This window comes from Stenotrophomonas sp. GZD-301 (assembly GCF_049310345.1).
Taxonomy (GTDB): Bacteria; Pseudomonadota; Gammaproteobacteria; order Xanthomonadales; family Xanthomonadaceae; genus Stenotrophomonas.
Genome location: NZ_JBMOWY010000006.1, coordinates 53,370 through 65,754, shown reverse-complemented (window position 1 = coordinate 65,754; position 12,385 = coordinate 53,370). Strand labels below are relative to the sequence as shown.

Sequence of the window (12,385 nt, the reverse complement as noted above, 5' to 3'; positions counted from 1 at the left end):
CAGACCGTTTTCTTCGGGTGAGGGAGAGGGTGATGGGGTTCCTTTCCGCTTCCCCCCACTACCAGATGAAACCATTGTTCTGCGGTAGGCTGGATCGGATTCCGTTCCCGAGGCCAGTGCGTCGCAGATGAACGAGTACCGCAGCAGCATCGTTTTTGCCACTCCCGATATCCCCCTGCGCGACGACGTACGCCGGCTTGGCGCACTGGTCGGCGACCTGCTCGCCGAGCAGGTCTCCACGCAGTTTTTCGAGGACGTGGAGCAGGTGCGCACGCGCGCCATCGCCCGGCGCGAAAGCGACGCCCCCCTGTCCGACCTCAACGATGCGCTGACCGGCCTGCCGCCGGAGCGCGCCGAAGCAATGGTGCGGGCGTTCAGCACGTACTTCCAGGTGGTCAACATCGCCGAGCGCGTGCACCGCATCCGCCGCCGTCGCGATTACCAGCGTGCCGGCACTGCCGCGCCGCAGCCGGATGGCCTGCAGGACGCGCTGCAGAAACTCAAGGCGCAGGGCGTGACCCTGGCCGAGTTGGCGCAGTGGCTGCCACGCATCGACATCGAACCGGTGTTCACCGCGCATCCCACCGAAGCGGTCCGCCGCGCGCTGCTGGAAAAAGAGCAGCTGATGGTCGCCAGTCTGGTCGACAACCTCGATGGCCAACGCACGCCGGGTGAGGCCGCCGCCGATGCCGCGCGCTTCCGCATGGCGCTGACCGCCTCGTGGCAGACCACCGATTCCTCGCCGGTACGCCCGACCGTGGAAGACGAACGCGAGCATGTCGGGTTCTATCTGGTGCAGGTGCTGTACCGGGTGATCCCGGTGCTGTACGAATCGCTGCAGCAGGCGCTGCTGGATACCTACGGCGAGGACCTGCCGCTGCCCCGTCTGCTGCGTTTCGGCACCTGGGTGGGCGGCGACATGGACGGCAACCCGAACGTGGACGCCGGCACCATCCGCGCCACGCTCGATGCACAGCGCCAGGCCGTGCTGGGGCGTTACCAGAAAGACCTGCTGCAGCTGGCCAGCCTGCTCAGCCAGTCCACCGAACGGGTGGCGGTCAGCGAGGCGCTGCAGGCACGGGTGGCGCACTACCGGGAACTGCTGCCGCAGGTCACCTCGCGTCCGCGCCATGCCGACATGCCGTATCGCCTGCTCAACGACCGCATGCGCGCCCGCGTGCAGGCCACGCTCGACGACACGGCGGGGGCGTATCCCTCACCGCAGGCGCTGGAAGACGACCTCACGCTGATTCTCGACAGCCTGCACGCGAACAAGGGCGACCATGCCGGCGGCTTTGCGGTGCGCCGCCTGCTGTGGCGCGTGCGCACGTTCGGGTTCCATCTGGCGCGGCTGGACGTGCGCCAGGAATCGAGCGTGCATGGCCGCGCGCTGGCCAGCGTGCTGGATGGGCAGGAGGCCTGGGACGCCGCCGACGCGGTGGCCCGTGCGGCGCGGCTGGCACCGTTCGCCAGCGGCGAGCAGGCGCTGCCGGCCAGTACCGACGACGGCGGCGCGCGGCTGGACGCGGTGTTCGCGGCATTGGCCGACGCACGGCATCGCCACGGCACCGATGCGCTGGGCAGTTACATCATCTCGATGGCGCACGACCGCAGCGACGTGCTGGCGGTGCTGGCGCTGGCGCGGCGCGGCGGGCTGGTCGACACCGCCGGTGCGGTGCCGCTGGACATTGCGCCGCTGTTCGAAACGGTGGACGATCTCCGGCGCGGGACCGACACCCTGCGCGACCTGCTGGCCGACCCGGTGTACCGCGCGCACCTGACCGCCCGCGGCGATGTGCAGATGGTGATGCTGGGCTACTCCGACAGCGGCAAGGACGGCGGCATCGCCGCGTCGCGCTGGGGGCTGCAGCGTGCGCAGGTGGAGCTGCTGGAGGTGGCGGCCGACAGCGGCATCCGGCTGACCTTCTTCCACGGTCGCGGCGGGTCGATCAGCCGCGGCGGCGGCAAGACCACCCACGCGGTGGACGCCTCGCCGCGCGGCAGCATCGACGGCCGCCTGCGGGTGACCGAGCAGGGCGAAGTGATCCATCGCAAGTACGGCATCCGCGCGCTGGCGCTGCGCTCGCTGGAGCAGTCCACCGGCGCGGTGCTGCGGTCCAGCCTGCGCCCGCGTGCGCCGGAGCCTCGCGAGGCGCAGTGGCGGCCGGTGATGGACCTGGTGGCGGCCACGAGTGCCGAGGCCTACCGCGCCTTCGTTGGCCAGAAGGCGTTCATGCAGTACTTCCGCCAGGCCACGCCGATCGATGTGATCGAGCGGATGACGCTGGGCTCGCGCCCGTCGCGGCGGCTGGGCGAGGACGCCGCGCTGTCCAACCTGCGTGCGATTCCGTGGGTGTTCGCCTGGAGCCAGGCGCGTGCGGTGATCCCGGGGTGGTACGGCGTGGGCAGCGGGCTGCAGGCGGCGATCGATGCCGGGCACGAGGCGACGCTGCAGGAGATGGCACGCGACTGGCCGTTCTTCAGTACGTTCCTGGACGACATTGCGATGGTGCTGTCCAAGGGCGACATCACCATCGCCGAGCAGTTCTCGCGGTTGTCCGGCCCCCTGCACGGGGTGTTCTTCCCGCAGATCCAGCGCGAGCTGGCGCTGACCGGGTCGCTGATCCTGGCGCTGACCGGGCAGGACGAACTGCTGCAGCACGATCAGCGCCTGGCGCTGTCGATCCGCCTGCGCAACCCCTACGTCGATCCGATCAGCGTGCTGCAGGTGGACCTGCTGCGGCGCTGGCGTGACAGCGGTGGCGAGGACGACGACGTGCTGCGCGCACTGGTGGCGTGCGTGAACGGCGTTGCGCAGGGTGTGCAGAACACCGGGTAACGGGAGGCAATGCATACCGACCAACGGTCGGTACCCACCCGGTAGGCCATGACCGTTGGTCATGGCGTGCGATGCCCGATGGTGAGAGCACCCCATGCCGACCCACCGCCGGTTCCCGCCGTGGGTTACTCCGGGGACGGCGGGTTGGACGCCAGCAGTTCCAGGTGGCGCTGTTCCATCTCCTCGCGCAGCTGCCGGCGGATCAACGCAGCCGCATGGCGACGGCGCTCGTCGCTGGTCTCCAGCTGCAGCGGCGGCACCGGAGTCGGTTTGCCCTCGTCGTCCACCGCGACCATCGTGAAGAAGCAGCTGTTGGCGTGGCGCACGCTGCGCTTGAGTATGTCCTCGGCCACCACTTTCACCCCGATCTCCATCGAGGAGGTGCCGGTGTAGTTCACCGAGGCCAGGAAGGTGACCAGCTCGCCCACCGCGATGGGCTGGCGGAACATCACCTGGTCCACCGACAGGGTCACCACGTAGCGGCCGGCATAGCGGCTGGCGCAGGCGTAGGCGACCTGGTCGAGCAGGCGCAGCACCGCGCCACCGTGGACCTTGCCGGAGAAGTTGGCCATCTCCGGGGACATCAGCACGGTCATCGACAACTGGTTGGATTTGAATTCGGTCATGGCCGCAGTGTACCGCTCAGCGCCCCTCCAACTGTGCTAGCTGTTCCCCGGTGGGGAAACCACGGGTCAGGAAGCGCGGCGGGTGCAGATGGCGCGGATCGGCTTCCAGCAGGTGACCCACGATCGGCATCGCCGTGGCCCAGGGCGCGCGGACCACGCGGGAGTCGTCGTCAGCAACCACGAAGGACAGGTAGTCGGTGAGGGGCAGGGATGTCTCCACGCCCTGGGCCCAGCTGGCGATCGAGAAGGTCTCGGTGTCATTGCGGTACACCAGGAACGTGGCCACGAACACATCGACGCCGTGGGCCTCGTGCACGCGCTGCAGCAGCTCTTTCTGCTGCTGGTAGGCGTCCTGCCGGAACGATCGGCGCAGCTGGTCCTGCTTCAGGCGCAGCGCAGCGGTTGCCGGTTCACGTGCCGTGATCCGCCCGTCGTCGTCATGGCTGAGCAGTTCCCACGAGATCGTGCGTCCGGCCTGGATCTCCTCCTGCGCCATGTCGAACATCAGCTCTTGTGCGTCCGTATCGTTTTCCCCGGCCACCAGCATCACATCGCGTGTGGCCAGCAGAAACACCGGTCGTCCCGCCACCGGGACCCGGTTCACCAGCTCGGGAAGCAGGGCACGGCTGCTGTCGTAGCAGTCGGCCCATGCCGCACGGTACAGGCCGGGGGCGATGGGGGCGAAATCCACCGGGTCGATCGCGCGCAGATTACGGCGCGCCTCATCGAGAGCGCCGGCAAGGCTGATCCCCCACTCCGGCGGCGGACCGTCCTGCTGGGTGACCATATGCTCGGCATGGTCGATGGCCAGCAGTTCGACGCACTCGTCGGTGAGCCTGCGGTACTGCAGCGTTTCGGGGGCATCCCAGCCCATCGTTTCAATCGTCGAAAGACGGATATGTTCCAGCTGCGCGAGGTTGCGGATGATCGGGCGCAACAACGGACGGACCTGCTCCCAGTTCTCCGCGCTGTCGTTGCCATCGTTCATGGCCTGCAGGCCGCGGACGAAAATGTCCAAGGCCTGCTGCTGCGCGCCGCGGCCGGCGCTCAGATAGGCATGGTGGGCGTTGTGCAGATTGAAGTAGCTGCTCTCACCCACCTGCACGCGGAACCGCGCGGCGTCGTAGGTCATCGGCTGGGTGACGCCGCTGCGGCGTGCGGTGGCGATGAAGCGCTCGGCGAATGCGTCGTTGCCGGGGGTGTCCTTGAACCACTTGTCCAGCAGGGTGGAGAGCATATGCGAGCCTCGTTGGTCGATCGCGTCATGCTCGCTTGAGCGGGCGATTGTTTGCAACGGGCAAAAGAAGGGCCGCTTTCGCGGCCCGTCGTTTTATTCCGATCATTGCCGCGCTGCGCGCGGCCAGCCGACCAACGGTCGGCTCTACCCGCCAACGTCAGCCGACCAACGGTCGGCTCTACCCGCCAACGGCAGCCGACCAACGGTCGGCTCTACCGCTAAAGAGAAGGGCCGCTTTCGCGGCCCTTCGTCTTATTTCAGCTTCGCATCCGCGCGCAGGGCGGCGGCGCGATCGGTCTTCTCCCAGGAGAAGGCGGTCGCGTTGACCAGCTCACCGGCACCGTCGGTGTAGCTGAATTCCTTCGGCTTGCGGCCGAAGTGGCCGTAGGCGGCGGTCTGCTGGTACATCGGGTGGATCAGGTCCAGCATCTTGATGATGCCGTACGGGCGCAGATCGAAGTGCTTGCGGATCAGCTTCTCGATCTTGTCGTCACTGATCTTGCCGGTGCCGAAGGTGGTGACCGAGATCGAGGTCGGCTCGGCCACGCCGATGGCGTAGGAGACCTGCACTTCGCAGCGGTCGGCCAGGCCGGCAGCCACGACGTTCTTGGCGACGTAGCGGGCAGCGTAGGCGGCCGAACGGTCGACCTTGGACGGATCCTTGCCCGAGAACGCGCCACCACCGTGACGGGCCCAGCCGCCGTAGGTGTCGACGATGATCTTGCGTCCGGTCAGGCCGCAGTCGCCCACCGGGCCGCCGATCTCGAACTTGCCGGTCGGGTTGATGTGGAACTTGGTGCCCTTGTGCAGCCACTTGGCCGGCAGCACCGGCTTGATGATCTCTTCGCGGACGGCCTCGATCAGGTCCTTCTGCTTGACGCCCGGGGCGTGCTGGGTCGACAGGACGACTGCGTCGATGGCCGAGACCACGCCGTTTTCATAGCGCAGGGTGACCTGGCTCTTGGCATCCGGACGCAGCCAGGACAGCGGCGAGTTCTTCTTCTTGCGGACCTTGGCCTGCTGCTCGACCAGGCGGTGCGACAGGTGGATCGCCGCCGGCATGTAGCTGTCGGTTTCGTTGGTGGCATAGCCGAACATCAGGCCCTGGTCGCCGGCGCCCATTTCTTCGGGCTTCTTGCGATCCACGCCCTGCGCGATGTGCGGGGACTGCTTGCCGATCAGGTTCAGCACGCCACAGGTGGCGCCGTCGAAGCCGACGTCGGAGCTGTCGTAGCCGATATCCAGGATCACCTTGCGGGTCAGGGCTTCCAGATCGATCCAGGCGCTGGTGGTGATTTCACCGGCCACGATCGCCACGCCGGTCTTGACCATCGTCTCGCACGCCACGCGGGCGCGCTTGTCCTGGGTCAGGATCGCGTCCAGCACCGCATCGGAGATCTGGTCGGCAATCTTGTCCGGATGGCCTTCGGAGACCGATTCGGAGGTGAACAGGTAGCTGGACATCAGGCGTAATATCCTTTGATTCGGATGGAAAGATGGGCGCGAATGATACACGGCAAGTCGCGCTGTTGCATTGTGCGCCAGCCGGAGTTGCCCGAGGTTAAGCCGGTGTGCCCGTCGCAGGGCCCGCTGTGACGGTATTGGGCCCCAGCGTCACCGCCCAGTGTTCCACCAGCGTGACAATTCCACGGCCCTGCAGGGCCGGCCGTCATCGATCTGCCGCCAAACCGCCATCAGGCTGCCTTCGTCCCGGGCCACGCTCTCGGCCAATCCGGCCGCCGGGCATGAGTGAGCACGCCATGCAGCAGTTCGAGCAGCGCCTTCAGGAGCGGTACCCGCAGTGGTTCCACGGCCATCGGGCCCGTCTGGCCAGGCCGCTGCTGCGCAGCGTCGGGCGCTGGTCGCAGCTGGACCGGATCGAGGCGTTCCTGCAGCGCAGCGCCGGCCTGCAGGGCTTCGGCTTCGTCAGCGCCGGGCTGGACTTCCTCGGCGGCCGCTATCGGGTCGAGGACGCAGCGCTCGCCCGGATTCCCGCCACCGGCCCGCTGCTGATCGTGGCCAACCATCCCTCCGGTGCGCTGGACGCGCTGGCCCTGCTGGACGCGGTCGGCCGTGTGCGGCGCGACGTGCGGATCGTGGCCAACGATCTGCTCGCCGCCATCGAGCCCCTGCAGGACCTGCTGCTGCCGGTACGCATCCTCGGGGGCACGGCGAAGCGGCCGAGCGTGCAGGCGGTGGGGCAGGCCCTGGCGGCGGGCCAGTGCGTGATCGTATTCCCCGCGGGGGAAGTGTCGCGGCTTTCATTGCGCGGCATCCGCGATGGCCGCTGGCAGCGCGGCTTCGTGCGCTTTGCCCGGGATGCCGACGCGCCGGTGCTGCCGGTGCGGGTGGACGCGCGCAATTCGGCGCTGTTCTACGGCGTATCCAGCGTATTCAAGCCGGCCGGCACCCTGCTGCTGGCCCGCGAGATGTTCGCCCATCGCGGCCGGCCGCTGCGCCTGCGCATCGGCACGCCGATGCAGCTGGGGCCGGGCGATGCCCGCGACGAACTGCTGGCGGTACGGCGCGCGCTGTATGCGCTGGGGCGGCGGGCCGACGCCACGCCGGCCACCGCTGCCGGCCCCGAGCCGCTCGCCGCGCCGGTCGCCCCCGCGCGGGTGGCCGCCGCGATCGCCGCCGCCGACGTGCTGGGGCAGACCGCCGATGGCAAGCAGATCCTGCTGGCCCGCTGCAGCACCGGGTGCCCGCTGCTGCTGGAGCTGGGGCGCCTGCGCGAGCTGACGTTCCGGCGGGTCGGTGAAGGCACCGGCCGCAGCCGCGACCTGGACGCCTTCGATCTGGACTACCAGCACATCGTGATCTGGGACGGTGCGGCGCAGCGCGTCGCCGGTGCCTACCGGATCATGCGCGGCGCCCAGGCCCTCGCGCAGCGTGGCCTGGCGGGTCTGTACAGCGCCTCGCTGTTCCGCTACTCCGACGACGCCATCCCACGCATCGCCGAAGGACTCGAACTGGGCCGCAGCTTCGTGGTGCCCGACTACTGGGGCAGCCGCAGCCTGGACTACCTGTGGCAGGGCATCGGCGCGTATCTGCAGCGCCGGCCCGGCATCCGTTACCTGTTTGGCGCGGTCTCGATCAGCGCCGCGCTGCCGCTCGATGCCCGCGAGCAGCTGGTGGCCTATTACCAGCGCTACTTCGGTGGCGAGGCGGGGCTGGTGGCCTCCCACCGGCCGTTCCGGTACTTCGCCGCGCCGCCGTGCTTTGGCGACCTGGATGCAGCGGCCGCGTTCGACGTGCTCAAGGCCAACCTGGCCGCGCTCGGCACCGGCGTGCCGACCCTCTACCGCCAGTACACCGAGCTGGCCGAACCCGGCGGCGCGCGCTTCCTGGCCTTCGGCGTCGATCCAGACTTCAGCGATTCGATCGACGGCCTGATCGAAGTGGACCTGCATGCGATCCGGCCCCACAAGCGCAAACGCTACCTGCGCCAGACGGGGCTGCCGGCATGAGCGCGGTCACGCGCCTGGCGCCGTACCGGCGCGCGGTGTTCCTCTCCGACGTGCACCTGGGATCGCGCCATTGCCACGCCACCGAACTGGCGCGCTTCCTGGCCGAGCTGCGCTGCGAGCGCCTGTACCTGGTGGGCGACATCATCGACCTGTGGTGGATGGCGCACCGGCGCGCGAGCTGGCGGCCCGCCCACAGCGAGGTGATCCAGGCCCTGCATGCGCTGCGCGGCGCCGGCACGGAGATCATCTACATTCCCGGCAACCACGACGCATCGCTGCGCAGTGTGTGCGGATTGATGCTGCCGGCCATGCAGGTGCGCCGGCGGGCGATCCACGTCACCGCCGACGGGCGCCGGCTGCTGGTGGTCCACGGCGACGACTACGACGGCATCACCCACTTCGGCGGTCTGCAGGAACGGTTCGGCGACTGGCTGTACTACCGCATCCTCACCGGCAACCATCTGCTCAATGCCGTCCGGCGGCGGCTCGGGCGGCGCTACTGGTCGCTGTCGGAGTTCCTCAAGAAGCGCAGCAGCGCCGCCGAGCGCTACATCGAACGCTTCGTGCAGGCCGGGCTGGATGACGTGCGCCGGCGCGGCCTGGACGGCATCGTCTGCGGGCACATCCACCGGGCCGCGCTGGTCGAGCGCGACGGGCTGGTGTACGCCAACGATGGCGACTGGGTGGAAAGCCTGACCGCGCTGGCCGAAGACCCCGACGGCAGCCTGCGGCTGCTGGACCACCAGGGGCACACGCTGGTGGAGCTGGCCGGCGCAGCGCGGTTGCCGAAGGCGGCCTGAGCACGCCGCATCGCACGTGCCCGGCTGCTAGCATCGGCCGATGGACTCCTTAAGCCAGATCGTACTGGGCGGCGCCGTCGCCGCCGCCATCGCCCCGGCCGGCCACCGCCGCGCCGCCCTGCTTGCCGGTGCCGCCCTGGGCACCCTGCCGGACCTGGATGCGCTGCTGCTGGCGGCGATCACCGCCGACCCGGTGGCGCTGATGACCGAGCACCGCAGCTACAGCCACTCGCTGCTGGTGCTGCCGTGGGTGGCCGCACTGATCTGGTGGGGCTTCAAACGCTTCGGCAACGGGCGGGTCGCCGAGGCGCCCACGCGCTGGTTCTGGGCAATCCTGCTGGCGCTGATCACGCACCCGCTGCTGGATGCCTTCACCGTCTATGGCACCCAGCTGTGGTGGCCGTTCACGCCGCCGCCCACGATGTGGTCCAGCGTTTTCATCATCGACCCCGGCTACACGGTGTGGCTGCTGATCGGCTGCGCGGTGGCCTGGTTCGCGCGCGCGCGGCCGCTGGCGCAGCGGGCGCTGGTGGCCGGGCTGGTGCTCAGCAGCGGTTACCTGGGCTGGTCGCTGCTGGCCAAGCACACCGTCGACCGCGAGGCCGACCGCGCGCTGGCCGCGATGGGCCTGGCCGACGCCCCGCGGTTCTCGGTAGCGATGCCGTTCAACACCCTGCTCTGGCAGGTGGTGGCGATGACCCCCAACGGCTATGTGATCGGCGAGCGTTCGCTGGTCGCCGATCGGGGCCCGATGACCTTCGACGGCCATCCGTCCAACGTGCAGGCGCTGCGCCAGGCGGCGGCGCTGCCGGCCGTGGCGCGGCTGCAGTGGTTCAACCGCGGTTTCATGCGCGCCCAGGTGGTGGACGGCGAACTGCAGCTCAGCGACCTGCGCATGGGTCTGGAGCCGGACTATACGTTCACCTTCGCGGTGGCGCGGGCCGAGGGCGACGGCTGGGCGGCGATCACGCCGCGACAGCTGCGACCGGCGTATGAAGGGAAGCAGGGCAGGGCGAGGGTGGAGCGGCGGTTCGCGGCGATGTGGCAACGCATCTGGCACGCGCCGGCCGCGACCGACGTCATCGCCCCGAAGGCAGGCTGGCAGGAGGCACCGTGAGCGAGCGTTTCAGCATGGAGATCAACGGCACGCGCTACACCCGGCTGGCCGATGTGCCACCGGAGTACCGCGCGTTGCTGGTGCAGTTGACCCCGGCCGCCTCGGCCGAGCCGCCGGCGGTGCCGCTGCGCGAGCTCATGCAGAAGGCCAGGGCGCAGCCCGATCGCGCGCGTCAGCAGCAGGTACTGCTGGAGGAGCTGCGCAAGGTCGACCCGGAACGCGCCCAGCGCATGGAACACACCCTGTCCGAGCGCAGCCAGCGCCGGGCCACGGGGACGCTGGAGGTGGGCAGCACGCCGACGCCGCGCCCGCGCGAAGGCGCGCGCCTCCAGGGCGCGGGCACCACCGTGGCGGCCGGCGATCGCGGTGGCATGGCGATCTGGGCGCTGCTGGCGGGTGTGGTGGTGCTCAGCCTGGTCGCCTGGCTGCTGTCCGCATGACGGCCGCGGCCGTCAGTACACCGTTGCGCGGGCCTGCACGAAGGAAAAGAAGAACACCGCGTTGGGGTCGTTCTGGACCAGGCTGAACTCGCGGCGCATGCCGTCCACGGTGTCCTGGTCGACCAGGCCGGCCTCCAGCAGCGGGCCGGCCGCCGACAGCAGCAGCTGCTCCCAGAACGCGATCATGGTCTTGCGACGGGCCGGCTCGCGGTTGTCCAGGTGGATGGTCTTGATCTCGGTGTGGACGTCGCGGAAGCCGCCGGCCAGCAGCAGGTTGCCCAGCTTGGCGCCCACGAACGGGTCGCCGCCGTGGTCGTACTGGAAGTCGTTGAAGGCCATCCAGTAACGCCAGATGTGCGGCGAGTACGGATCGAGCAGGAACGAGGCGTTCATCACTTCGGTCACGTACACCGGCGAGCCCGGCACCAGCACGCGGCGCACTTCATTGAGCACCCGCGCCGGCGAGGGCACGTGTTCGAGCACCCAGCACAGGAAGGCGGCGTCGAACTCGCGCGGGCCGAACGGCAGGTTGCCGGCATCGGCCTGCAGCAGCGCGTAGCGTTCGCTGCACCACGGGGTCCGGGCCAGGTTGGTGGCGGCGGTGGACAGCTGCGCCTCGCTCAGGTCGACGCCGGTCACGTGCAGCTCGGGGAAACGCCGCAGCAGGATTTCGGTCTGCGCGCCGACGCCGCTGCCCACTTCCAGCAGGCGCTTGGCGCCGCCGTAGTCGATGCCGCTGAAGATGCTCGATTCAAACAGGCGCGACTGGGTGACCAGCCGCTGCTGTTCGGTGTCGGAGAAGCCGTGGAGATAGGTCGGTGCAGTGATCGGCGGGGTCATGGCGTCAGGCTCAGGCAGCGGACGACACCGGCTCGCCGGCGGCGAGGGCATCGAAGTAGTCGGTGGTCAGGGCGATCTGGCTGGCGGCATCCTCGGCGCGGTTGACCACCGCGCGGAAGGCGGCGTTCTCCGGCCGGTCCTTGGCGTACCAGCCCAGGTGCTTGCGCGCGATGCGCACGCCCTGTGGCTCGCCGTAGAAATCGTGCAGCGCATGCAGGTGGCCGAGCAGGATGTCGCGCACTTCCTCCAGCGCCGGCGGTGGCAGCAGCTCACCGGTGGCCAGGTAGTGGGCGACCTCGCGGAAGATCCACGGACGGCCCTGCGCGGCGCGGCCGATCATCACCGCGTCCACGCCGGTCTGGGCCAGCACCTGCGCGGCCTTCTGCGGCGAATCGATGTCGCCGTTGGCCAGCACCGGAATGCGCAGCGCGGCCTTGATCGCCGCGATGGTCTCGTACTCGGCGCTGCCGGTGTAATGCTGGTCGCGGGTGCGCCCGTGCACGGCCAGCGCGGCGATGCCGCTGTCCTCGGCGATGTGCGCGATCAGCGGACCGTTGCGGTGGTCGCAGTCCCAGCCGGTGCGGATCTTCAACGTGACCGGCACGTCCACCGCGTCAACCACGGCGGTGAGGATGCGCGCCACCAGCGCCTCATCGCGCATCAGTGCCGAGCCGGCCCAGGCATTGCAGACCTTCTTGGCCGGGCAGCCCATGTTGATGTCGATGATCTGCGCGCCGTGGTCCACGTTGTAACGCGCCGCGTCGGCCAGCTGCTGCGGCTCGGTGCCGGCAATCTGCACGCTGATCGGGTCCGGCTCGCCGGCATGGTCCATGCGGTGGAGCGACTTGCGGGTGGTCCAGAAACGCGGGTCGGAGATGGTCATTTCCGAGGCGGCCAGACCCGCGCCCAGCCGTTTGCACAGCAGGCGGAAGGGCTTGTCGGTGACACCGGCCATCGGCGCCAGCACCACGTTGGGCTGGATGTTGTAGGGGCCAATCTGCATGCCCGCATTGTAG

At 69.3% G+C, this 12,385-nt stretch carries 10 protein-coding genes; 5 read left to right on the top strand and 5 right to left on the bottom strand.

The features are described from left to right. The first annotated feature begins 127 nt into the window (after window positions 1–127). Window positions 128–2,839 (top strand): phosphoenolpyruvate carboxylase, encoded by a 2,712-nt coding sequence (gene ppc / locus ACO6VK_RS01670; RefSeq protein WP_422505153.1) that lies wholly within the window; start codon window positions 128–130, stop codon window positions 2,837–2,839. A gap of 125 nt (window positions 2,840–2,964) precedes the next feature. On the opposite strand, the gene ACO6VK_RS01665 is transcribed toward ppc, so the two are convergent. The 3 genes from ACO6VK_RS01665 to metK all read right to left on the bottom strand — a co-directional run bounded on the left by ACO6VK_RS01665 (window position 2,965) and on the right by metK (window position 6,166). Continuing rightward, on the bottom strand, window positions 2,965–3,465 hold the full coding sequence (locus ACO6VK_RS01665; protein WP_422505152.1) for an acyl-CoA thioesterase: 501 nt from the start codon (window positions 3,463–3,465) through the stop codon (window positions 2,965–2,967). A 16-nt stretch (window positions 3,466–3,481) separates the two neighbouring features. Next, window positions 3,482–4,702 (bottom strand): hypothetical protein, encoded by a 1,221-nt coding sequence (locus ACO6VK_RS01660; protein ID WP_422505151.1) that lies wholly within the window; start codon window positions 4,700–4,702, stop codon window positions 3,482–3,484. A 252-nt stretch (window positions 4,703–4,954) separates the two neighbouring features. Beyond that, the gene (gene metK, locus ACO6VK_RS01655; RefSeq protein ID WP_017355270.1) at window positions 4,955–6,166 is read right to left on the bottom strand and encodes a methionine adenosyltransferase; all 1,212 of its coding nucleotides are present in this window, start codon (window positions 6,164–6,166) and stop codon (window positions 4,955–4,957) included. A 296-nt stretch (window positions 6,167–6,462) separates the two neighbouring features. Here metK and ACO6VK_RS01650 point away from each other — a divergent pair, with 296 nt between their 5' ends. Genes ACO6VK_RS01650 through ACO6VK_RS01635 form a run of 4 tightly spaced genes read left to right on the top strand, consistent with a single transcriptional unit; the run spans window position 6,463 to window position 10,529 of the window. Then, window positions 6,463–8,172, top strand: coding sequence for a lysophospholipid acyltransferase family protein (locus tag ACO6VK_RS01650; RefSeq protein WP_422505155.1), 1,710 nt, complete (start codon window positions 6,463–6,465; stop codon window positions 8,170–8,172). Then, window positions 8,169–8,972, top strand: a complete 804-nt coding sequence (locus ACO6VK_RS01645; RefSeq protein WP_422505150.1) for a UDP-2,3-diacylglucosamine diphosphatase — start codon at window positions 8,169–8,171, stop codon at window positions 8,970–8,972. Before ACO6VK_RS01650 ends, ACO6VK_RS01645 begins: the two co-directional genes overlap by 4 nt. 40 nt (window positions 8,973–9,012) lie before the next feature. After that, window positions 9,013–10,089: a metal-dependent hydrolase gene (locus ACO6VK_RS01640; RefSeq protein ID WP_422505149.1), complete on the top strand. Its 1,077-nt coding sequence runs from the start codon at window positions 9,013–9,015 to the stop codon at window positions 10,087–10,089. Then, window positions 10,086–10,529, top strand: a complete 444-nt coding sequence (locus ACO6VK_RS01635) for a hypothetical protein (protein WP_422505148.1) — start codon at window positions 10,086–10,088, stop codon at window positions 10,527–10,529. The genes ACO6VK_RS01640 and ACO6VK_RS01635 overlap by 4 nt, the downstream gene beginning before the upstream one ends. Before the next feature lie 12 nt (window positions 10,530–10,541). On the opposite strand, the gene ACO6VK_RS01630 is transcribed toward ACO6VK_RS01635, so the two are convergent. After that, a complete protein-coding gene (locus ACO6VK_RS01630; RefSeq protein ID WP_422505147.1) occupies window positions 10,542–11,369 on the bottom strand; it encodes a methyltransferase domain-containing protein in 828 nt (275 codons plus the stop codon). Window positions 11,370–11,379: 10 nt separating this feature from the next. Next, a complete protein-coding gene (dusB, locus tag ACO6VK_RS01625) occupies window positions 11,380–12,372 on the bottom strand; it encodes a tRNA dihydrouridine synthase DusB (RefSeq protein WP_422505146.1) in 993 nt (330 codons plus the stop codon). Window positions 12,373–12,385 lie beyond the last annotated feature (13 nt).